The sequence below is a fragment of the Mannheimia haemolytica genome (assembly GCA_900638155.1).
Lineage (GTDB): Bacteria > Pseudomonadota > Gammaproteobacteria > Enterobacterales > Pasteurellaceae > Mannheimia > Mannheimia glucosida.
Genome location: LR134495.1, coordinates 2,313,382 through 2,335,738, shown reverse-complemented (window position 1 = coordinate 2,335,738; position 22,357 = coordinate 2,313,382). Strand labels below are relative to the sequence as shown.

The following is a 22,357-nucleotide window of genomic DNA, read 5'->3' as shown; positions in this document are numbered from 1 at the left end:
AATTATTGTTATTAAAGGTCATAATGATACCTGAAAAAAGGGGAGAAATCTTGCAAATTTTTGATAGATTTTATTGGTGCTTGGAAGAGGTTTTAATTGGCGAACAAGCGGTCGTTTTTTGTTGAAATCTTGCAAATTGCTAACAAAAAATGACCGCTTGCTTAGTATGATGTGTGATGGAGTGGATTAAATATCCGTATTCTCCGGTAAGAACCCACCGCTTTGGTGAGCCCAAAGTCTGGCGTAAACACCGTTTTGAGCAAGCAATTCTTCGTGCGTGCCTTGTTCAACGATTTCGCCTTTATCTAACACGATAAGTCTGTCCATTGCCATAATGGTAGAGAGGCGGTGGGCAATCGCAACCACGGTTTTACCTTCCATTAATTGCGTGAGATTTTCTTGAATTGCCACTTCTACTTCAGAGTCTAACGCACTGGTTGCCTCATCGAGTAATAAAATCGGAACGTCTTTTAGCATCACTCGGGCAATCGCAATCCGTTGGCGTTGTCCGCCGGAAAGTTTTACCCCTCGTTCGCCAACGTGTGCATCAAAACCGGTTCTGCCTTTGGCATCTTGCAGGTTTGGAATAAATTCACTGGCGGCAGCTTGTTCAACGGCTTTGATCATCTCTTCTTCGGTGGCGTTCGGGCGACCGTACATCAAGTTTTCACGCACAGAGCGGTGTAATAGCGAGGTGTCTTGGGTCACCAAACCAATTTGTGAGCGAAGGCTTTCTTGGGTAATATCACGGATATTTTGCCCGTCAATCGTGATTGAACCGTCTTGAATATCGTAAAAACGCAATAATAAATTGGTGAGCGTTGATTTACCTGCACCACTACGCCCGACTAAGCCCACTTTTTCCCCCGGTTTAATGGTTAAGTCAAAGTCTTTCAGCAACGGTTTTTTCGGGTCGTAGGAAAAATCCACATTCTCAAATTTAATTTCACCTTGTGTCACATTCAATGGTTTAGCATCGGTTTTATCCACCACATTATGCGGTTTGGAGAGAGTAATCATACCGTCTTGCACCGTGCCTAAATTTTCAAACAGGCGGGCAAATTCCCACATAATCCATTGCGATAACCCTTTGATTCGTAACGCTAATGCGGTTGAAGTCGCAATCGCACCGGCTGTCACTATATTCGTTCCCCATAACCATAAGCCGATGGCTGCGGTAGAAAGAATTAATGCCATAGAAGTAAGGTTGGTTACAGTTTCAATCACCGTGACTAAACGCATCTGTTTATGCACTGTCACCATAAATTCTTCCATTGATTCTTTGGCGTAGGCAGATTCACGGTTGCCGTGCGAGAAGAGTTTTACGGTGGCAATGTTAGCGTAAGCATCGGTAATTCGACCGGTCATTAGACTTCTGGCATCAGATTGTTCTTGAGCGGCTTGGGCTAATTTCGGGACAAAGTAGATAATGGTTGCCGCTAATGAGATGACCCATAAAATAAACGGCACGAATAACCAGCCGTCAAGTTGTAATAAAATCACGCTGGAGGTGGTGAAGTAAACCAGCACATACACCAACATATCGGCACAAGTCATAATTACATCACGCACGGAAAGGGCGGTTTGCATTACTTTTGCCGATACTCTTCCTGCAAATTCGTCTTGATAGAAACCTAAACTTTGCCCGAGCATTAAGCGGTGGAAGTTCCAACGCAAACGCATTGGGAATACCCCTTGCAGAGATTGAAAGCGAATGCTGCTGGCAAGGTAAACAAACACCACTGCGAGTAGGGCAGTAAAAAACATACCGATAATCGTCCAGCCTTTTTCTGCCCAAAGTTCTGTTGGCGAGTATTTATTGACCCAATCGACCAAATCGCCCATAAAACGAAACAGAACCGCTTCGATAATACCGACCGCTGCCACTAACACAGTCAGCAGTAAGATATAAAACCGCATTCCTTTAGTGGCGTCGTAAATAAAAGGAATGAGACCTGATTTTGGGGTTCTTGGCATTTCATTTGGGTAAGTTTCCACCCTTGCCTCAAACCATTGAAACAGTTTTTCAAACATAAATTTGTGATTTCCGAATAAAAATGCAGGGGCAAATAACCATTTGCCCCCGAAAAATGTTAAGAAAAATTATGGATTAAGTAATTTTTCGTCTAAGGCTAAATCTTCGTTGTGATTTACACCGATGCCGGCAGCTAACACATTACGGGCAATTTGGTGAGCTTCTTCTAAAGAATGCTCTTTGTAAGAGCCACATTGATATTCGTTCAGCTCAGGAATTGCCGATACATCAGGGATTTTATGTAACGCATCTTCCATTGAAGCCGTCCACGCTTTGACAACCTCTTCTGCTGAAGGTGTGCCAATCAGTGACATATAAAAACCGGTACGGCAACCCATTGGTGAAATATCAATGATCTCCACCTGTTCGCTATTGAGGTGGTCACGCATAAAACCGGCAAAAAGATGTTCCATCGTGTGAATCCCACGCACCGGTAGAATATCAATATTCGGACGGCAGAAACGGAGATCGAACACGGTAATGGTATCGCCTTTCGGTGTGGTCATTGTTTTTGCAACACGCACGGCTGGGGCGTTCATTTTGGTGTGATCTACTTTAAAACTATCTAATAAAGGCATTTTTTACTCCATCAATATTATTCCGCAATTCCTTGATCCCAAGCAGGGGCTTCATCAGGTAGTTTGCGTTGTAAGAAAAATCGTCTGTTTGGCTGAGCCTGAGGCTTCACCACTTTAGTGTAAGGGGTAGAGAACTCAATACCGCCGTTTAATAACTGCGACATTGTGCCTGAGTTCATACTTACACCTTGCAGGCTCACGTCCATCGTGTAACCTGAAGCTTGCCAGAATTGGGTGTTAGTTCTGACTAAGTGCTTGTATTTATCTTGAATATTGACATAAATAAGCACTCGATCGCCTAACTCACTTAGCCCTAAACGGCTGACTATTCCCACCTGCATTCCACGGTAAAGCACCGGTGCTTCCGGCTGAATACCATTGGCATTAGTGGTTTCAACAATAATCGGGAAACCGTTGGCATAGGTGGTTTTCACTGTGTCGGTATCTGCAAGAACAAATTGGTTTTGAGCTTGCCCTGAACCGACATCAACCGTAATGTAATTTTGCAGTGCTGCATCTAAATTTTTAAAGCCGGAGGTACTGATTTCAGGCGAGATAACATTAAATTTACTGCCGGCTTTTGCAATTAACGGATAGTATTTCCTTTGAATGTAAGCGGTCGCTTTTATCTGTTTTTTTGCATTTTGTAGCTCAAGTTTTTCAATTTGACCTACGGTTAATCCCATATATTTAATGTCCATTCCTTCGCTTAACTTACTCGCATCTTTCGCAATCAGCGTGAGGTAAGTATTGCCCGAGGTAGCTTTTTCTTTGCTGGCATAAAGCGTTTTATTGCCTTTTGAACCGCCATTATCAAAGCTGATCGCCCCTTTTAAGGTACGCATTAACGGAGCTGTGGTGATATTCACGCCTTTGAGTGACACATCGACATTGGCTGCCGGTTCAATCCAGAAACGGCTTTTTTCGGTTAATAGATGGCGATAATTTGGCTGAATAAATAGCTCAACCTCAAATTTCTGTTGTTTCGGTGTGATTTTTAACACCTCACCGACCTGAAAATCACGGTATAGCACCACAGAACCTTCGCTAATGCCGGATAGTGATTCAGCCGAAAGGGTCGTAGTCGCTTTTTTCTCTAAGGTTGCAACGCCTGATTCGGCACTTTCTACATCTTTATACAGTGCATATTGTTTTTTCGGGCTACCGTCATTTTTACCGTTAATTAAGCGAACACCGCCTTTTAACCATTCAGATGGTGAACCGGCGTGAACTCTTAACCCATCTAGCCCCACCGACATATCAATGTTGGATATCGCAACAAATTTGCTGTTACTCCCAATCAGGTTGCGATAAGGCGGATAAATAATGACATCAAAACGTACTTTGTCTAACTCTAGGCTACGTTTGACGATTTCTCCGATTTGCACATCGCTATAGTAAATCCCCTGATTGGTATCTACCCCATAGGCTTGAGGAGCAATTAAGCTAAAGCTAAGTAAATTCGGTAAACTTAATAGATAATCGGCTTCGTTTTGTACCACAAATTCCGATTGTGGTTCCCCTTCACCCGGGTGAACTTCAAAATAGACACCACGCAGCAGCTCGCCCACTTTGGTCAGTTGCTCTGTGTTTAAGGAGAATTTCGGCTCTTTGAGCAAGATTTTAGTTTGTGAGCGTAGTAAATTTTCATAACTTGGGTCAATTAATAAAACCCCATCAATCTGTCTATGCTGCTCTGATTCTTGCTGTGGCACACCGTTGTCTTTTACTTGCGGTAATTTTAGCTGAGAAAGCATACCAATTTGCACATTTTGGTGAAAAACGCCGGTCTCATTAATTTTTAAATTACGCGTAAGCGGTAGTTTTACGTTGATTTCAATTCCACGTTTAGCTGATTTCAAATCCGGATATAGCTCAAATTTCTGTCCTTGCTCGGCAACTTCCATATTATCAGGCGAATCAAAAGCAACCGCACCTTGTACTACCGAGGCAAGGCTGTCCATATTGATTTTAATACCTTGTAAATTTACATCAGCGCTAATGCCACTAATATTCCAAAATCGGCTTTCTTTTTTCACTAGATGAGCGTATTTTTGGTTAATGACGACATCAATTTCGATTTTTTTCTGGTCTTTGGTAAAACGATAATCGGCAATATTGCCCACTGGCACTTTACGGAAATAAACACTCGCTCCGACAGTAATAGAGCCTATGTCATCAGAGATTAAACGGATCAGTAAATCGCCATCGCTCACGGTAATAGCCGGAGGATCTTCTTCCGCAATAAATTCGTCGACGAAATCGCCTTCACCGGGAAGTAGGGTAATATAGTTACCAGAAACAATCGCATCTAAGCCTGAAACTCCGGCCAAAGAAGCACTTGGTTGCACTAACCAGAATTTAGTCTGTTTGCGTAAAATACTTTTGGCTTCAGGGTTTATTTCTGCTTGCACTTCCACTTCTTTTAAGTTATCAACAAAATAAACGCGCTTAACTTGGCCTATTTGCAAACCTTGGTATCGAATAGCGGTTTTTCCGGCAGTAATGCCATCACCTTTACTAAATCGAATTGTGATTGTTTCACCTTGCTCTTTTAAAATTTGGAAAAATAGCAAAGCACCAATAATAAAAGCAACTATTGGTAACAGCCAAAAAGGAGAAATTTTGCGAGGTTGCCGGATTTGGGCATCTACAACAGTGTGGGTATTTTCTTCCATCGTCATTTTAAATTAGGGAAACCTATATAGAACAATACCGAAGACCCAAAGGGACTTCGGTAATAGAAATAAGTCAAAATAAGAAATATTATTTTTTCTCATCACAGTTGGTTAAATTACTGCATTTACCATACAGATATAAACTGTGGTTAGTCAATTCCATTCCGTGTTTTTCACTGATTTCACGTTGGCGACGCTCCATATCAGGATCTTTAAATTCGAACACCTTACCACAATCCATACAAATAATATGGTCGTGTTCGTGGTTCATATTTAATTCGAATACTGCTTTATTCGCATCGAAATTATGGCGGGTTAAAATGCCGGCTTCTTCAAATTGGTTTAAGACACGATAAACCGTTGCTAAACCAATGTCTGAGCCTTTTTCTAACAGAATCTTATAAATATCTTCTGCTGCAAAATGTTGCATTTCATCACGAATATCTTGCATTAATGCAAGGATAGTCAAACGAGGCTCGGTTACTTTTAAGCCTACCTCTTTTAAACGTTTAATATTTGCTTCAGACATATATGCCACCTATTTATCTTTATCCAAAATAGTTATTATGCGAGTTGGTCTAAGCACATTTCTTCTTTCAACTGCTCACACCATTTATTAACACGTTCAGTGGTTAATTCAGGCTGACGATCTTCATCAATACATAAGCCGACAAAAGTATCATCATCAACTAAGGCCTGAGAAACCTCGAAAGTGTAACCGGCAGTTGGCCAATGACCAACAATCACACCACCATTTGGCTCTACCACATCACGCACAGTACCCATTGCATCACAGAAATATTCTGCATAATCTTCCTGATCACCGCAACCAAAAATTGCAACGACTTTGCCGTTAAAATCAATCTCTTTTAGGGTAGGCATAAAATCGTCCCAATCGGCTTGCGATTCACCATAATACCAAGTTGGGATCCCAAACATCAGAAAATCGTATGCTTCAATATCTTCTTTTGTACTTTTAGCAATATCACGAATATCAATTAATTCAGCCCCTAATTTTTTCTGAATCATTTTTGAAATATTTTCTGTATTGCCTGTATCGCTACCGTAAAATAAACCTACAACTGCCATTGCTACTACCTATTTGTGAGATAATTATTTAGAATTGTTTCAATTAACTGCCCGCGTGAAACACCTTGTTCAGACGCCTGTTCCTCTAATAACTTTACTAAATCCGAATGCAGTTTTAATTCTACCCGTTTTAAACCGGAAGACTTATCTCGTTTTAGTTGGTTACGTTTATTGATTCGAAGTTGTTGTTCTCTATCAAGAGGATTTGTACGAGGACGCCCAACTTTTGGTACAGTCGCAAACAGATCTAAGGTTATACAATCTGAATCTTGTTTTGCCATTTTGTTTTACTATTGGGCTTTAGCTAATCCTCAGTTTTAATGAGAATGATAAGCTACTTTTAAAGTGTGAACTATATCAAAAGTTCAATCATTTGAAAAGCAAATTGCAGGCAAAACAAGCGGTGTTTTTTCGTTTAAAATTTGCAAAAACCATAAATTACACATTATGAGTTATGATTTTTCTGAAGCGTGAAATTAGCTTATAATGAAACCGAATAACGTTATGAAAAAGGAGATAGTGTGTCGAATATCCATTTAGCGATTGCCGCTGATTTTACGCTGGCAGAAAAATTACTTGAAGCATTAGCAAATCAAGATTTAGGGATTGAAAATATTTCAGCCGTTGAGCTTGAGCCGTTTGGTGAAGAGCAGAATTTACGCTTTGGGGCAAAAGCAGTCGCACTATATGCGTTAGATGAAGTAAATTGGGCGGAATTTAGCCATGTTCTATTTGCCGGTAAAATGGCACAAGCGGAAGTGTTGGCAGAAGCGGTGAAAGCCGGCTGTGTGATTTTAGATTTATACGGCATTACCGCACTCATCGGCGATGTACCGGTAGTTGTGCCAAGTGTAAATGATGAAAATGTGGCAAATCTGCGTGAGCGAAATATTGTAGCCTTAGCCAATCCGCAAATTTCACAACTGGCATTAGCGTTAAAACCGTTGCTGAACGAGCCGTTAAAACAGGTGTGGGTGACGTCACTTTTACCCTCTGCCTATTTTGGTGATGAAAAAGTCAAAGAGCTTGCCGGACAAACTGCCCGTTTGTTAAATGGCATTCCGTTTGATGAAAATGCTGAACGTATCGCTTTTGATGTTGTGCCGGCAAATGTGCAGGGAGAGGAGAAAAATCTACCATTCTCAAAAGCCTTTGAGCTGCAACTTGCAAAAGTTTTACCGAATTTGACCGCTTGTACTACCTTCCACAGCGTGCAAGTGCCGGTTTTTTATGGCGTTTCCCAAATGGTGTCGGTGCAATCTGAATATCAGCTAGATGCCAATGTTTTAAGTGAAGCGTGGAAAGCCGAAAATTGGCTGAATTTCAACGAAAATTCAGTGATGACCGCGGTGAAAAATGGCGAAAGCGAAGAGCAAAATGCGTTAGAAATCAGTCAGTTATTAACAAAGTCCGAACAGGAAATCCAGTTCTGGACAGTCGCTGATGAGCAGCGTTTTAGCCTTGCATTTTTAGCGGTGAAATTACTAAAATTAGTTTTAGCGTATTAAGTGCTTGCAAAAGTATTTATTCCGTGATAAAAATCGTCAACGCCCGAGCAACCGATTGCTTGGGCGTTGTCATTTTGTTTAAACACCGAAGGTCTTATGTTAGAAAAATTATTTCAGCTCAAAGCAAAAGGCAGTAATGTGAAAACCGAAATTATCGCCGGTATTACTACCTTTTTCACAATGGTTTATATTGTTTTCGTCAATCCGTCTATTTTAGGCGTGGCGGGAATGGACACCCAAGTGGTGTTTGTCACTACCTGTTTAATTGCGGCTTTTGGCACAATTGCAATGGGGTTATTCAGTAATTTACCGATTGCTCTTGCACCGGCAATGGGCTTAAATGCCTTTTTTGCATTCGTAGTAGTGCAAAAATTAGGTTACTCGTGGCAAGTAGGTATGGGGGCGATCTTCTTGGGCTCTGTCGGCTTATTTCTATTAACTGTATTACAAGTTCGTTACTGGTTTATGTCTGCGATTCCACTTGGTTTACGTGTAGGTATTGGTGCCGGTATCGGTTTATTCATTGCCCTAATCGGTTTTAAAAATATGGGCTTGGTGGTGCCAAATCCGGCAACGCTTGTGGCACTAGGTGATTTGCACGACCCGAAAGTGTTAATGGGGATTTTAGGCTTTTTCATCATTGTTGTATTAGCGGCGAAAGGTATTCACTCAGGCGTGTTAATTTCAATTGTGATTGTTACCGCTCTTGCCTTAGCCTTTGACCCGGCTGTAAGCTTTAACGGCATAATGTCTATGCCACCAAGCCTTGGTGCTGTGGTAGGGCAAGTGGATATTGCCGGTGCTTTTGATGTTGCCTTACTCGGGATCATTTTCTCCTTTATGTTGGTAAACCTGTTTGACTCTTCCGGCACCTTAATTGCGGTGACTACCAAAGCAGGCTTTGCGGATGAACAAGGGCGTTTCCCGAAAATGAAACAAGCTCTGCTAGTAGATAGTACCGCTGCAATGGCAGGCTCTTATATGGGAACTTCAGCGATTTCTACCTATATTGAAAGTGGCTCGGGTGTTTCAGTTGGCGGTCGTACCGGTTTAACTGCGGTGGTAGTTGGGATCTTATTCCTATTAACCATTTTCTTCTCACCACTTGCAGGGTTAGTACCTGCCTATGCAACTGCGGGGGCGTTGGTATTTGTAGGAATTTTAATGGCATCTAGCTTGATTGAAGTAAAATGGGACGATTTAACTGAAGCCACACCGGCATTTATTACTACCGCAATGATGCCGTTTACTTACTCCATCACTGAAGGGATTGCATTCGGCTTTATCAGCTACTGCGTAATGAAAGCCTTCACCGGGCGTTGGAAAGAAATCAATCTTTCTGTTTTAGTAGTTTCACTTCTCTTTATTGCTAAATTTGTGTGGGTAGGTTAAGCTCTCGCTAACCCCTCTCCCTGATTTTTCTTCTAGACGAAGAAAAATCTATCCCTCTCCCACAAAGGGGAGAGGGTATTTGATTCATTATCTATGTGTTTCGTGTATTCCGAGGTAAAACAATGTCTGATTCAGTTCAAAAACTTCTCTTTATCATTAATTCCGCTCCTTATGGCAATGAAGCATTTTTTAGTGCCTTACGTTTAGCTTTGCAAATCCAAGAGCAGCATAAAGCTCACACTGAAATTAAACTTTTCTTAATGTCGGATGCAGTCACCGCAGGGCTGGCAAAGCAAAATCCGGCGGAGGGGTATCACATTCAGCAAATGCTGGAAATTTTAACCGCACAAGGTGCAAGCGTAAAATTGTGCAAAACCTGCACCAATGCTCGAGGGATTACGGATTTGCCTTTAGCTGATGGAGTAGAGATTGGTACATTAATTGAACTGGCAGATTGGACAATTCAAGCAGATAAGGTACTGAATTTTTAATGCAAAATATTGATGTTGTGGTGATTGGTGCCGGTGCTGCGGGGCTATTTTGTGCCGCCCAACTGGGGCAAGCCGGTAAAAAAGTGGTGGTGCTAGACAGTGGCAAGAAAATTGGACGTAAGATTTTAATGTCAGGCGGTGGTTTTTGTAACTTCACTAATTTAGAGGTTGGGGCGAATCATTACCTCAGCCAAAACCGCCATTTTGTGAAATCCGCCCTTTCACGTTATACCCAATGGGATTTTATTTCACTTGTCAGCCACTATGGCATTAGCTATCACGAAAAAGAGTTAGGACAGCTTTTTTGTGATGAAAGCTCGCAACAAATTGTCGATTTACTGCAAGCGGAATGCAACAAAGGCAAGGTTGAGATTCTGTTACGACAAGCGGTCATTTCTGTGGAAAAAGTTGCAAATTTTTTTGAAATTTCGACCGCTTGTGGCAAGTTCCAAACCGAACATTTAGTGATTGCAACCGGAGGGCTTTCGATGCCGGCACTCGGAGCAAGCCCTTTTGGCTATCAACTTGCCGAGCAGTTTGGTATTCCTGTTGTGCCACCACGTGCAAGCCTTGTGCCTTTTACTTGGAAAGAGAGCGATAAATATTTTGCCGAGCTTTCCGGCATTGCAATGCCGATTACTGTTTCCGCCAATGGCAAAAGTTTCAGCAATCAGATGTTGTTCACTCATCGAGGCTTATCCGGTCCGGCAATTTTGCAGATTTCCAATTATTGGGAATTAGGTGAAACGGTAGAGATTGATCTGCTACCTTCACAGTCCATTACTGACATATTGAGCGAACTACGCCAATCTTCGCCGAAATTGCAGCTAAAAACCGTATTATCTCGCTATTTACCCAAAAAATTGGTTGAAGTTTGGCTGGAACAGAAATTACTGACAGATAAAATCATTGCCGATTTGAGTAAAAAAGAACTGACCTTTTTAGAGCAATTTATTCATCATTGGCTCTTTTTGCCAAATGGCACGGAAGGCTATCGCACGGCGGAAGTCACCAAAGGTGGGGTTGATACCGACTATATTTCATCTAAAACGATGGAAGCGAAAAACACCGCAGGGCTTTATTTTATCGGAGAAGTGTTAGATGTGACCGGCTGGCTTGGCGGTTATAATTTCCAATGGGCGTGGTCATCGGCTTTTGCCTGTGCGGAAGGGATTATTGAAAAAAGCAAATAACTAAAAAAACTAAACAAAAAGGCGAACAATGTTCGCCTTATTTTATACTGAATTATCTTGCACGGAAAATAATGCGTGCTTTGCTTAAATCGTATGGAGTCATTTCAACCGTTACTTTATCACCGGTTAAAATACGAATGTAGTTTTTACGCATTTTGCCTGAAATATGTGCGGTAACAATATGACCGTTTTCTAATTCCACACGGAACATTGTATTTGGTAAGGTTTCTAAAATCGTACCTTGCATCTCAATGCAATCTTCTTTAGCCATTTATTCCTCTTTAAAGTTTTATTTTTATATGATGCCATTCGGCGAAAAACGGCGGATATTATACGCTTATTCGCTCAAATTACAATCGTTTATCCATTTGAGTGTAAACTATTTACGCTTAATCCAACGGCGACGTGAGTGAAAACGCTGGGTTTGGGTTTTTACTTGACTCATAAGTGGTTTTGGACTTATCTGTACATGATGAATTTTACGACGAAAATAGTAGTTAATGCTACTTGCCAACAATATACCTGTGAGTAGCAAAATAATTATTTCCCCATAAAGTTGATGAAATTGTTGCTCTACTCGTGCTTTAGTCGTTTGCCCATATTCTGCATCAAACGTGACCCGCAAAAAGCCAACCAACGCCTGTTGAGAAAATATTGGCTCAACAATTTGCTGAGTTTTGGCAGATTGCTCTGAATCGAGCAATACTTTTAAATCTTTCGCATTTTGGCTTTGAGCCAGTAGCACGCCATTTGGTGAATAGATATTGGCATCAATAATAAAATCTTCTTTGGCAAAACTATCCAACGCATCAACCAGCTCATCGGTTTTGGCATTTTTAACTAACAAAAACGAAAAAATATTTGCTTGCTGGCGAACCAATAGGTGTGAAAGGTTTGATACTTGATTAATGCTGGCCAATTGTGAGCCTAGCTTAAATTGGTTTACGCCCATTAAAATAACCGCCACGATCCCACAGCAGAGTAGCGTAATCCCTGCCAGCAAAAGCGTTTTCGTTATTTTTTCACGACTAATGTACATCGAAATTCCCTCAAAATGATGCGTGATTGTAGCACGCTTTTCTGTTAGATTAGTGCAGTAAATTTAAACAACCTAAAATAAGACAATGACAAACACAATTTTTATCTATTCAAAAAACTTAGATGAGCGCGAAATTGCGCTGTTTTCACAACAAACGGCAGCGATTTTGCTGAAACAAGCGGTCTATTTAGACTACAAAATTGCATTTTTTTCCACAAATTTAACCGCTTGCGAGCTGCGTGAAACGGCACAGAAAATCAATGCGGATATTAGCGATCTCACTATTATTCCAACCTTAAACCAAGCCGGTTTGCTATTAATGGATATGGATTCCACCGCCATTAAAATTGAATGTATTGATGAGATTGCTAAACTTGCCGGCACCGGCGAGGTGGTGTCTGCCATTACCGCTAGTGCAATGCGGGGCGAGCTGGATTTCGAGCAAAGTTTACGCAAGCGGGTCGGCACGCTGGAAAACGCACCGGAAAGCATTTTGCAAAAAGTGCGGGAAGATCTACCGCTTATGGACGGCTTTGAGCAGATGGTTGCTATTCTTAAGGAATACGGCTGGAAATTAGCGATTGCGTCTGGTGGATTTGATTATTTCGCCGATTACTTAAAACAAAAATACGGGCTGGATTTTGCGGTGTCTAACCAACTGGAAATTATTGACGGTAAATTAACCGGCAAGGTGTTAGGCAAAGTGGTAGATGCTCAACATAAAGCTGATACCTTAAAAAATTTGGCAACAACCTTTAATATTCCACAAAATCAATGGGTTGCGGTAGGCGATGGGGCAAACGATCTGCCAATGTTAAAAACCGCCAGTTTAGGCGTTGCCCTACACGCAAAACCAAAAGTACAAGAACAGGCTGATTTTGTGGTAAACTTTGGAGACTTAACCGCATTATGCTTATTGCTGAATGCGAAAAATTTATTTCAAAATTAATGGAGAAGAAAAATGCCATCATTTGATATTGTATCTGAAATCACGATGCACGAAGTGCGTAATGCGGTAGAAAATGCCAATCGTGTATTAAGCACCCGCTACGATTTCCGTGGGGTGGAAGCCGTTATTGAGTTAAATGAAAAAAATGAAAGCATTAAGCTCACGACCGAATCGGATTTCCAATTAGAGCAGTTAATTGAGATTTTAATCGGCTCTTGCGTAAAACGTGGGATCGAGCATAGTTCATTAGATATCCCTACAGAAAGTGAGCATCACGGTAAACTCTATTCCAAAGAAATTAAGCTCAAGCAAGGGATTGAGTCAGATATGGCGAAGAAAATTACCAAGCTGATTAAGGATTCTAAAATCAAGGTTCAAGCCCAAATTCAGGGTGAACAAGTGCGTGTGACCGGTAAATCCAGAGATGATTTACAAGCCGCAATTCAGCTAGTGAAAGGGGCAGATTTAGGGCAGCCATTCCAATTTAATAATTTCCGTGATTAGCAATTTCTGCAATTAATGATGACAAGTGGAAAATTCAGCAAAATTTGACCGCTTGCATTAATAATTCAACATAAAAGGAAGAGATGATGAGCGAGCAAACAGAAAAGAAAGGCTGGTTTAAAAAAGCCCTTGAGAAATATGATGCCTTTTGCGATGAGCTAGGGGTAAATCAAGGTGCTTGCCGAGGTTGTGTACCTGTAGTGAAATTTGACCCTGAACCGGAAAAAGAGCCGTCTGAAAAAACACAAAAAGCGGAAAATAAAGCATAAAAAAAATGCACAATAGCGAGATAACTATTGTGCATTTTTATTTAATCTGCGTGATAATGATTAAATCTTTCTTTTACTCCACCGTCTTTAACACAAGGGTTTTGCATATCTGTTGAATAGTTGCCGTTAAAACAAAGAGCAGTGGCGTTTTTAGGTTTTTGAATGGTATTCTCGGTTTGAGTTTTAGTAGATGTTGATTCACTGATATGAATATTTTTTTGTTGTGCATAATCAATATTTTTATCATCACTTACAACTTCTACCGGTTTATTCTGTGAACAAGCGGCAATAAATGCGACTATACTGATTGAAATAATGTGTTTTAGCATATAATTTCCTCGATAAATTATTTTGATTGAAATAAAGGGCTGATAAACAGCCCTTTATATTATTTATTAAAAATTATTTATTAAAATTTTGTCCTAATTGAATTTCGTCATTTAATACCGGAATTAATTGCTCTAATTGATCTTTTTCAAATTCACTCAGATTACCGATAGGAAGCACTGTCTCCACCCCATTTGTGCCTAAATGAATCGGGTAAGCAAAGAATGCCGGAGAGGTTTCGCCATTGGTGTTATCGACATAAGCATAACGAATGACATCTTCCCCAATTAATGCTCTCACTAAGCCAAGTGCAAATTCTGCCCCTGCTTGAGCCATAGATAAGGTTGCTGAACCGCCACCTGCTTTTGCTTCAACCACTTCAGTACCGGCATTTTGGATACGGTGAGTTAATTGCTCGATTTGTTCCTGAGTGAACTCAAGTTTTAAGCCATTTACCGTTGCTTGTGAAAGTAGTGGAAGAATGGTGGTACCGGAATGTCCGCCAATCACAGGCACTCTTACATATTTCACATTCACGTCTTTAGCTTCAGCGACAAAAGTATTCGCTCGAATAACATCTAATGTTGTAACACCGAAAAGTTTATTTTTGTCATACACACCGGCTTTTTTCAATACTTCTGCCGCAATCGGAATAATGGTATTCACCGGGTTAGTGATAATTGCGATGCAGGCTTTCGGGCAAACTTTCGCCGCTTTTTCGACTAAGTTATATACGATAGTTGCGTTGACATTGAATAAATCAGCTCGTGTCATCCCCGGCTTACGGGCAACACCAGCAGAAATAACAACTACATCGGCATCTTTTAGTGCCTCAGTCGGATCTTCACCTGCAAAACCGGTTACTTTTACATCAGTTGGAATATGGCTTAAATCCACTGCAATTCCTGGAGTAACAGGGGAAATATCGTAAAGAGATAATTCAGATTTAGCCGGTAAATTGAGTTTTAATAATAAGGCGAGTGATTGACCGATTCCACCTGCAGCACCTAAAAGGGCAACTTTTTTACTTTGACACATAAAATTTCTCCTAAATGTTATGGAAGTTTAGACCAATTTAGTCTAAGCCAATTTTTTGGGCGATTCAAACGGCAAATCTCATTTTTGAGACATAGAGCAAATTTTTAGCTGATTTTTATGGGTTTTATTGATTTATTTGCATAAATAAGCAAGAATTATGAATATTTTTAAGTTTTTGTGAATAAGAGTGTGAAAGTGGACAAGATAGATAGTTTATCAGAAGCGTTTAAATCGCTTTTAAAGGAAGAAAAATTCGGCTCGCAAAGTGAAATTGTTGCCGCACTACAAGAGATGGGGTTTGATAATATCAACCAATCCAAAGTTTCTCGAATGTTATCAAAATTTGGTGCAGTCAGAACCCGTAATCCTAAAATGGAAATGGTGTATCAGCTACCAGTCGAATTAAGTGTACCGACTACCTCCAGCCCACTTAAAAATTTGGTGGTAGATATTGATCATAATGATGCGTTAATTGTGGTCAAAACCAGCCCCGGTGCGGCTCAACTGATAGCCCGTTTGCTCGATTCAATGGGTAAAGCCGAAGGTATTTTAGGCACTATTGCTGGCGATGATACGATTTTTATAACGCCGGCACGCAATATGCAAATTGAAAAATTGGTGAAGAATGTGACACAGTTATTTGAAACATCATTGTAGAATCAGTATAAGGAGAACTCAACGTTCTCCTTATTTTTTAGGAGATTATTATGCACATTTTTATAACAGGCGGTACGGGTTTTATTGGGCGTGAATTAATCCAGCAATTAAAATCTGAAAATCACCACTTTACACTTCTTACTAGAGATACAGAAGCGAAAAGTGATGATTTACAGATTAATTATTGCTATTCACTTGATGAACTTGTTGATTTAAATGATTTTGATGCAGTAATTAACCTTGCCGGCGAGCCGATTTTTGATAAACGTTGGACAGACGAGCAAAAACGGAAATTGATTGAAAGCCGAGTTAAAGTAACGAATAAACTCAGCGAATTAATTAAGGCAAGTGCTAACCCTCCGCATACTTTTCTCTCCGGTTCGGCAATCGGGATTTATGGCGATTTACCGCCTTCTGTAAATTTTTATACAGAATCGACCGCTTGTTATCAAGATTGCTTTGCCAATCATCTTTGCCAACAATGGGAAGCCGCTGCATTAAACGCAGCAAGCGATAAAACCCGAGTCTGCCTCATTCGCACCGGCACGGTGCTTTCCTCTGAAGGTGGGGCAGTAAAAAAAATGTTGCCACTTTACCAATGCGGTCTGGGGGGAAAGCTCGGTTCCGGCAAGCAATATTGGGCGTGGATTAGCCTTCAAGACCACGTACAAGCGGTGATTTTTTTACTTAAAAATGCAAATTGCTCGGGAGCTTACAATTTTGTTGCCCCAAATCCGGTAAAAAATGAAGCATTTAACCGAGCCTTTGCGAAAGCGGTAAATCGCCCGGCTTTTTTTGCCGCTCCGGAATTTGCCTTGAAACTAGCATTAGGTGAAAGAGCTTGTTTGCTACTGGATAATCAGCAATTAATGCCTGAAAAACTACTCGACGCAGGTTTTCAATTCCAAAACCCGATTTTAACCGAGAAACTTTTTATCAAACCTTAAAAATAGGCTATAATGCTGTATAAAAGCACAGATTAAAAGGTGATTATGGATTTCTCATTATTATTAGACGGTTTAAATGACAAGCAGAGAGAGGCGGTTGCCGCTCCGATTGGCAATTATTTGGTGCTGGCGGGTGCCGGCTCGGGCAAAACTCGGGTTTTAACCCATCGCATTGCGTGGCTGATTGGGGTGGAAAATGTGCCGGAATCTAATATTCTGGCCGTTACCTTTACTAATAAAGCGGCGGCGGAAATGCGGCATCGTATTGAATATACCCTTTCCCAATCGGGTGATAACCGCTTGTTTGGAATGTGGGTCGGTACTTTCCACAGCATTGCCAATCGCTTACTTCGCTCCCACTATTTAGATGCGGATTTACCGCAAGATTTCCAAATTATGGATACTGAAGATCAGCAACGTTTGCTCAAACGTTTACTGAAACTGCACAATATTGATGAGAAACATTTTCCGCCAAAACACGTTGCGTGGTATATCAATGCTCAAAAAGATAAAGGTAAACGGGCGAAAGATATTGATCACCATAACGATCCCAATGAAAAAAAATTGGTGGAGATTTACCAAATCTATCAAGATGCCTGCGACCGAGCGGGGTTGTTGGATTTTGCCGAGCTGTTGATTCGGGCTTATGAACTATTCAAAACCAAGCCAACCATTTTGCAACGTTATCAACAACGTTTTCAGCAAATTTTGATTGATGAGTTTCAAGACACCAATAACATTCAGTATGACTTAATTCGTTTACTTGCCGGCGATGTCGGCAAAGTGATGATTGTAGGCGATGACGACCAATCCATTTATGGTTGGCGTGGGGCACAGGTCGAGAATATCCAACGTTTCTTAAATGATTATGACAACGCTCAAACCATTCGCTTAGAGCAAAATTACCGCTCCACCGGCAATATTTTAAGCTGTGCCAATGAATTAATTGCCAATAACGATAACCGCTTAGGCAAAAATTTATGGACAGACAGTGGCGATGGCGAGCCTGTGGATATTTACTGTGCCTTCAACGAACTTGATGAAGCCCGCTTTGTTGCCTCGCAAATCAAACAATGGAAAGAAGACGAGGGCGATTTGGCAGAATGTGCGGTGTTGTATCGCAGCAACAGCCAATCCCGCGTGATTGAGGAAGCCTTAATTCAAGCAAATATTCCTTATCGCATTTACGGCGGAATGCGATTCTTTGAACGCCAAGAAATTAAAGATGCTCTGGCTTATTTACGCTTAATTGCCAATCGCCAAGACGATGCAGCATTCGAGCGGGTGATCAATACCCCGACTAGAGGAATCGGTGATCGCACTTTAGACACTCTGCGTCAAATTACCCGAACCCGCCAAATTACGCTGTGGCAAGCAATTCAAGTGGCGGTGCAAGAAGAGCAACTTTCAGGGCGTGCCGCTTCTTCCTTATTGCGTTTTGTAGAGCTGATTAACGCTCTTGATCAAGAAACCGAGCAGATGTCGCTTGCGAAACAAACCGATTTTGTAATTAAAAAATCGGGCTTATATGAAATGTATAAGCAAGAAAAAGGCGAGAAGGGCGAGGTGCGGATTGAAAACTTAGAGGAGTTAGTTACCGCAACCAAGCAATTTGTGAAACCTGATGAAGCGGAAGAGCTAACCGATCTTACCGCATTTTTAACCCACGCCTCACTTGAGGCTGGAGAAGCCCAAGCCTCGCAACACGAAGATTATGTCGAACTGATGACGCTACATTCCGCCAAAGGGTTGGAGTTTCCTCGTGTGTTTATGGTGGGCGTGGAAGAAGGGATTTTCCCAAGCGGAATGAGTTTTGATGAAGGTAGATTGCAAGAAGAACGCCGTTTGGCTTATGTCGGTATTACCCGAGCCAAGAAAAAGCTGACGATTAGCTATGCCGAATCAAGACGGCTTTATGGCAAAGAAGAACGCCACGTTCCGTCTCGCTTTATTGCTGAATTACCGGAAGAACATATTCGAGAAGTGAGATTGAGAGGTTCGATTAATCGAGCAGCAAGTTTTAACCAAGCTAATTCATTTGCAAAAAATCCGACAAAAACGACCGCTTCCCTTTTAAACGATGATACTTGGAAAATGGGACAGAAAGTGAACCACGCTAAATTTGGGCAGGGCACAATCATCAATGTGGAAGGCTCAGGCGAAGCTACCCGTTTACAAGTTGCTTTTGTTGGCAATGGTATTAAATGGCTGATTGCCAAAATGGCAAATTTAGAGCGGATTTAGGCGAATAAAAAGTTTTTTGCAGGAATATAGATATAAGGGGCAAGATATATTGCCTCTTAACCTTAAACTAAGGGTAAATAAAATTAAATAATGCAAGCTAGATATAATGTAAAGTATCAGAAATAAGATATTAATTTAAGATAAAGAATAGATGGCTGGGGTACTAGGATTCGAACCTAGGGATGCCGAGATCAAAACCCGGTGCCTTACCGCTTGGCGATACCCCAAAAGAAAAAAACTAACTTACGTTAGCTTATATAGATTTGAATGTTTGAAATTAAGTGGCTGGGGTACTAGGATTCGAACCTAGGGATGCCGAGATCAAAACCCGGTGCCTTACCGCTTGGCGATACCCCAACACTAATTTTTGTTAATCGATAAATGGTGCGGGACGAGGGACTTGAACCCACACACCTCGCGGCGCCAGAACCTAAATCTGGTGCGTCTACCAATTTCGCCAGTCCCGCAATGGTGGCTACAGCGAGATTCGAACTTGCGACCCCAACATTATGAGTGTTGTGCTCTAACCAGCTGAGCTATGTAGCCATTTGCGTTCACCATATCGGTCAACGGTGTGCATTATGCTGATTTTAGGGCTTTCCGTCAAATACTTTTTTTAAAAAAATTGAATTTTTGGTTCGCTTGTATAGTTATTCGTCGTTTTGGCTTAAATCTAGCATTTTTTGTTTATAAAATAATAGCTTATATTCTGCTATTTCACCGTTTGCATTTCTAATTTTAATTGAGCCAGTACAGGCTCAACATCGGGGAATTGCCCTTCCCACAAAGAAAACGCAAACGCTGCCTGTCCAACCAACATTCCTAATCCGTCTTGGCACGCTGTTGCTCCACAACGTCTTGCATAATTGAGAAAAGGAGTTTGCATATTGGGGGCATATTGCATATCGTAAATATTCGCCGAAGCTACGACGGATTTAGGCAGTTCAACATATTTGCCTTGCAGTCCGAGAGAGGTGGCATTGATAATTAAATTAAACCGTTGGTTTGCCAAATCGCTTAAACAAGCGGTCTGAATTTTGCCAAATTTTTCGGCTAAAACGACCGCTTTCTCCTGCGTGCGGTTATATAGAGTAATCTCTAACCCCGCTTTAAGTAACGGAAGTAATACGCCTTTGGTTGCTCCACCTGCTCCAAGAATTAAGGTTTTATGCCCTTTTTGTAACCAACCTAGCCGTTCCAAATCAGAAACTAAACCGGCCCCGTCAGTATTATCGGCATATAACCGTCCATCTTCTAAGCGTTTAAGCGTATTACACGCCTGTGCCAACAAAGCGGTTTCGCTAAATGCATCTGCCAATTTAAAGGCTCTTTCTTTAAAAGGAGCAGTGATGTTGCAACCTTTTGCACCTAGAGCGAAAAAATCAGCTAATTGTTGCTCAAAAGCCGTTTCATCACCTAATTTAGCGATATATTCAATGTTGCGTTGGGTTTGTAAAGCAAAGAGTTGATGAATACGGGGGGATTTACTTTGAGCAATCGGGTTGCCCCATACGGCATATCGGTTCATTTCAACTTATCCTTGTCTAAAAATCTGTTGGCTGAAAATATCTCGAATTTCGGAAGGGTTTTCTCTACCGAGCGTATCTGCGTGCAATACAGGAAAATCTTGACCAAACTGATTGATAACTTCTTTTGCACTGCGACAAGGGGGTTCTCCGCTCAAATTCGCACTGGTAGAGGTCAACGCAACGCCGATTGCCTCACACAACTGAACCACCGCCGGCACATTACATAAACGTACGGCAATAGAATCAAATTTGCCGGTGAGGTAACTTGGCACAGTATTTTTAACCGGTACGATCCAAGTAATTGCCTGCTCGCCAATATGGCTTAGGCGTTGCCAAGCCTGCTCTGTCATTTTGCTTTCATCAATATAAGGCAGAAGATAGCTTAGCTCAGAGGCTAATAAAATTAACCCTTTTTCCTCTGGGCGCTGTTTTAACGCAAGCAATTTACGAACGGCTGTTTCACTTTGCGGATTGCAACCTAAGCCAAATACTGCTTCGGTTGGGTAAGCAATTACTTCGTTCTGTTTCAGTTGATTAACAATATCTAAAAAATTATTCATTTGATTGGATTTCTATTTGGTGTAGGCAAGTTTTATTGGCACAAATATAGGTTTGTTTACCTTTTACTTTTTTCACGCTTGCCAATTCGCAGCCACACACATCGCATTTGTGTTTAACCGGCTTTCCGGCTAGAGTGAATTTACAGCTTGGAAAGCCAGTACAACCATAAAATGTCTTACCGGAACGCCCTTTTCTTGCCACCAGTTTATGAGTTTGGCATTCCGGGCAATCAAACTCTTCTTCAATTTCAGCTTCTTCGTGGACGATAAAATGGCATTCAGGATAATGGCTACAGCCGATAAAAATGCCGTAATTGCCTTGTTTTAGTTGCAGGTTTCCACCACATTCAGGACAACGCTCATCTAATTCCTTAATAATGTGGCTGGCTTGATGTAATGGTTTAATATAATCGCAATCGGGGTAAGCTGAACAACCCAAAAACAACCCTTTTTTACCTTGCTTGATTTGTAACGGTGAGCCACATTGTGGACAAATTTCAGTGTGTTTGGTTGATTTAAAAAGCACCATACGGATTCACTAAATAAGTATAAATTCAATCACAAAAAACGCATTGTCGTTCGGATAAATCTCTCGAATAACTTGTTTCAATTCGGCTAAGCTCATATTTTCTTGTTTAGCGTGTTGTTCGTTTAATTCAGCGTAGTGAATCGGTGTTACTGATAGCACTTTGATATTAGCGAAAAATCTATCGGTTTCGTTGGTAAAAACAGCTAATTCTTGGTTTGGTTGAAAGTAAGATTCTGATTTGTCTCGAATCGTAATTGTTTTTTTACCGCTTAAAATATCGGTTTCGAATCGGCTGAAAAAGGTAATTTTCTCTCTATTCATATTCATCGCTGCTGTAATCCAGATCCATTAAATGACTAAAATGATCGTGATAAAAACCACGGCTGACCATAAATCGCCACATTTTCTGCTTTGCTTTCAGATCCCATACAAGCGGCCGTTTTTTCTCAAAAATTTGCTCCGCTAATTCAAACCAATCCACTTCGGCGTTTTCTAATTCTTGGTTAATTAACCAATCTTTTACCCCTTTAAGTTTTAGCTCTTGCTTTAAGCGGCGAGGCCCAATGCCTTGCATTGAGCGATAACGGATAAAAGCGGTACAAAAGCGTTCATCACTTTGCCACTGATTCGCTTGGGCTTTTTCAATAGCACCATCAATATCCGCTATATCATACTCTTTTTGCTTGAGTTTTTGCCGTAGCTCTTGCTCGCTGTAATCACGCTTTGAAAGTAAATATAGCAGATAATTGACCGCTGTGTATTTATTTGTTTTTGCAGTAGAAGTCGTTGTCATAGTGGGTT

General features: G+C 41.1%; 25 protein-coding genes and 4 tRNA genes. 10 read left to right on the top strand and 19 right to left on the bottom strand.

Annotated features, from left to right (window positions below):
• Positions 1-186: 186 nt before the first annotated feature.
• The 6 genes from EL242_RS11405 to ybfE all read right to left on the bottom strand — a co-directional run bounded on the left by EL242_RS11405 (position 187) and on the right by ybfE (position 6,661).
• Complete coding sequence (locus EL242_RS11405) at positions 187-2,034, bottom strand: ABC transporter ATP-binding protein (protein ID WP_126302676.1); 1,848 nt, start codon at positions 2,032-2,034, stop codon at positions 187-189.
• Between the two features lie 69 nt (positions 2,035-2,103).
• Complete coding sequence (gene luxS, locus EL242_RS11400; RefSeq protein WP_126302675.1) at positions 2,104-2,613, bottom strand: S-ribosylhomocysteine lyase; 510 nt, start codon at positions 2,611-2,613, stop codon at positions 2,104-2,106.
• A 17-nt stretch (positions 2,614-2,630) separates the two neighbouring features.
• The gene (locus EL242_RS11395; protein WP_126302674.1) at positions 2,631-5,297 is read right to left on the bottom strand and encodes a PqiB family protein; all 2,667 of its coding nucleotides are present in this window, start codon (positions 5,295-5,297) and stop codon (positions 2,631-2,633) included.
• Between the two features lie 82 nt (positions 5,298-5,379).
• A complete protein-coding gene (gene fur, locus EL242_RS11390; RefSeq protein WP_006250413.1) occupies positions 5,380-5,820 on the bottom strand; it encodes a ferric iron uptake transcriptional regulator in 441 nt (146 codons plus the stop codon).
• Positions 5,821-5,855: 35 nt separating this feature from the next.
• Positions 5,856-6,380: a flavodoxin FldA gene (fldA, locus tag EL242_RS11385; protein ID WP_006250414.1), complete on the bottom strand. Its 525-nt coding sequence runs from the start codon at positions 6,378-6,380 to the stop codon at positions 5,856-5,858.
• A gap of 5 nt (positions 6,381-6,385) precedes the next feature.
• The gene (ybfE, locus tag EL242_RS11380; RefSeq protein WP_006252095.1) at positions 6,386-6,661 is read right to left on the bottom strand and encodes a LexA regulated protein; all 276 of its coding nucleotides are present in this window, start codon (positions 6,659-6,661) and stop codon (positions 6,386-6,388) included.
• A gap of 240 nt (positions 6,662-6,901) precedes the next feature.
• Between ybfE and EL242_RS11375 the strand changes: the two genes are divergently transcribed.
• From EL242_RS11375 to EL242_RS11360, 4 genes are all read left to right on the top strand, one after another.
• Positions 6,902-7,888: an oxidoreductase gene (locus tag EL242_RS11375; RefSeq protein ID WP_126302673.1), complete on the top strand. Its 987-nt coding sequence runs from the start codon at positions 6,902-6,904 to the stop codon at positions 7,886-7,888.
• A 96-nt stretch (positions 7,889-7,984) separates the two neighbouring features.
• Positions 7,985-9,280, top strand: coding sequence for an NCS2 family permease (locus EL242_RS11370; protein ID WP_126302672.1), 1,296 nt, complete (start codon positions 7,985-7,987; stop codon positions 9,278-9,280).
• A gap of 122 nt (positions 9,281-9,402) precedes the next feature.
• Complete coding sequence (locus tag EL242_RS11365; RefSeq protein ID WP_126302671.1) at positions 9,403-9,771, top strand: DsrE/DsrF/TusD sulfur relay family protein; 369 nt, start codon at positions 9,403-9,405, stop codon at positions 9,769-9,771.
• Positions 9,771-10,964, top strand: coding sequence for an NAD(P)/FAD-dependent oxidoreductase (locus EL242_RS11360; RefSeq protein WP_126302670.1), 1,194 nt, complete (start codon positions 9,771-9,773; stop codon positions 10,962-10,964). The genes EL242_RS11365 and EL242_RS11360 overlap by 1 nt, the downstream gene beginning before the upstream one ends.
• Positions 10,965-11,016: 52 nt before the next feature.
• Here the strand turns inward: EL242_RS11360 and infA are convergent, their stop codons facing one another.
• Positions 11,017-11,235, bottom strand: a complete 219-nt coding sequence (gene infA, locus EL242_RS11355) for a translation initiation factor IF-1 (RefSeq protein WP_005705342.1) — start codon at positions 11,233-11,235, stop codon at positions 11,017-11,019.
• A 108-nt stretch (positions 11,236-11,343) separates the two neighbouring features.
• A complete protein-coding gene (locus EL242_RS11350; protein WP_006249601.1) occupies positions 11,344-12,003 on the bottom strand; it encodes a YtjB family periplasmic protein in 660 nt (219 codons plus the stop codon).
• Positions 12,004-12,088: 85 nt separating this feature from the next.
• On the opposite strand from EL242_RS11350, the gene serB reads away from it, so the two are divergent.
• The 3 genes from serB (at position 12,089) to EL242_RS11335 (ending at position 13,725) form a co-directional block, all read left to right on the top strand.
• Positions 12,089-12,952, top strand: a complete 864-nt coding sequence (serB, locus tag EL242_RS11345) for a phosphoserine phosphatase SerB (RefSeq protein ID WP_126302669.1) — start codon at positions 12,089-12,091, stop codon at positions 12,950-12,952.
• Between the two features lie 12 nt (positions 12,953-12,964).
• A complete protein-coding gene (locus EL242_RS11340; protein WP_006249599.1) occupies positions 12,965-13,456 on the top strand; it encodes a YajQ family cyclic di-GMP-binding protein in 492 nt (163 codons plus the stop codon).
• An 83-nt stretch (positions 13,457-13,539) separates the two neighbouring features.
• Entirely contained in the window at positions 13,540-13,725 is a 186-nt protein-coding gene (locus EL242_RS11335; RefSeq protein ID WP_126302668.1) for a DUF5363 domain-containing protein, read from the top strand.
• 41 nt (positions 13,726-13,766) lie between these two features.
• On the opposite strand, the gene EL242_RS11330 is transcribed toward EL242_RS11335, so the two are convergent.
• The gene (locus EL242_RS11330; RefSeq protein ID WP_126302667.1) at positions 13,767-14,054 is read right to left on the bottom strand and encodes a hypothetical protein; all 288 of its coding nucleotides are present in this window, start codon (positions 14,052-14,054) and stop codon (positions 13,767-13,769) included.
• Positions 14,055-14,127: 73 nt separating this feature from the next.
• Positions 14,128-15,090 carry a malate dehydrogenase gene (gene mdh / locus EL242_RS11325; RefSeq protein ID WP_126302666.1) on the bottom strand — a complete coding sequence of 321 codons (963 nt, stop codon included), beginning with the start codon at positions 15,088-15,090 and terminating at the stop codon, positions 14,128-14,130.
• A gap of 195 nt (positions 15,091-15,285) precedes the next feature.
• On the opposite strand from mdh, the gene argR reads away from it, so the two are divergent.
• The 3 genes from argR to uvrD are packed head-to-tail and all read left to right on the top strand — an operon-like array spanning position 15,286 to position 18,938.
• Positions 15,286-15,747, top strand: coding sequence for a transcriptional regulator ArgR (gene argR / locus EL242_RS11320; protein ID WP_126302665.1), 462 nt, complete (start codon positions 15,286-15,288; stop codon positions 15,745-15,747).
• 50 nt (positions 15,748-15,797) lie between these two features.
• Complete coding sequence (locus EL242_RS11315) at positions 15,798-16,694, top strand: TIGR01777 family oxidoreductase (protein WP_126302664.1); 897 nt, start codon at positions 15,798-15,800, stop codon at positions 16,692-16,694.
• A 45-nt stretch (positions 16,695-16,739) separates the two neighbouring features.
• Positions 16,740-18,938: a DNA helicase II gene (uvrD, locus tag EL242_RS11310; RefSeq protein WP_126302663.1), complete on the top strand. Its 2,199-nt coding sequence runs from the start codon at positions 16,740-16,742 to the stop codon at positions 18,936-18,938.
• A 152-nt stretch (positions 18,939-19,090) separates the two neighbouring features.
• Here the strand turns inward: uvrD and EL242_RS11305 are convergent.
• The 9 genes from EL242_RS11305 to recX form a co-directional block, all read right to left on the bottom strand.
• Positions 19,091-19,165 (bottom strand) — tRNA-Gln (locus EL242_RS11305).
• A 55-nt stretch (positions 19,166-19,220) separates the two neighbouring features.
• A tRNA-Gln gene (locus EL242_RS11300) sits at positions 19,221-19,295 on the bottom strand.
• Positions 19,296-19,320: 25 nt separating this feature from the next.
• A tRNA-Leu gene (locus EL242_RS11295) sits at positions 19,321-19,405 on the bottom strand.
• A 2-nt stretch (positions 19,406-19,407) separates the two neighbouring features.
• A tRNA-Met gene (locus EL242_RS11290) sits at positions 19,408-19,484 on the bottom strand.
• A gap of 166 nt (positions 19,485-19,650) precedes the next feature.
• On the bottom strand, positions 19,651-20,466 hold the full coding sequence (gene aroE, locus EL242_RS11285; protein ID WP_126302662.1) for a shikimate dehydrogenase: 816 nt from the start codon (positions 20,464-20,466) through the stop codon (positions 19,651-19,653).
• A gap of 6 nt (positions 20,467-20,472) precedes the next feature.
• Positions 20,473-21,027 (bottom strand): Sua5/YciO/YrdC/YwlC family protein, encoded by a 555-nt coding sequence (locus EL242_RS11280; RefSeq protein ID WP_126302661.1) that lies wholly within the window; start codon positions 21,025-21,027, stop codon positions 20,473-20,475.
• The gene (locus tag EL242_RS11275) at positions 21,020-21,556 is read right to left on the bottom strand and encodes a type I DNA topoisomerase (protein ID WP_126302660.1); all 537 of its coding nucleotides are present in this window, start codon (positions 21,554-21,556) and stop codon (positions 21,020-21,022) included. Before EL242_RS11275 ends, EL242_RS11280 begins: the two co-directional genes overlap by 8 nt.
• A gap of 9 nt (positions 21,557-21,565) precedes the next feature.
• Positions 21,566-21,877: a N(4)-acetylcytidine aminohydrolase gene (yqfB, locus tag EL242_RS11270; RefSeq protein ID WP_126302659.1), complete on the bottom strand. Its 312-nt coding sequence runs from the start codon at positions 21,875-21,877 to the stop codon at positions 21,566-21,568.
• On the bottom strand, positions 21,870-22,349 hold the full coding sequence (gene recX, locus EL242_RS11265; RefSeq protein WP_126302658.1) for a recombination regulator RecX: 480 nt from the start codon (positions 22,347-22,349) through the stop codon (positions 21,870-21,872). The genes yqfB and recX overlap by 8 nt, the downstream gene beginning before the upstream one ends.
• Between the last annotated feature and the right edge of the window lie 8 nt (positions 22,350-22,357).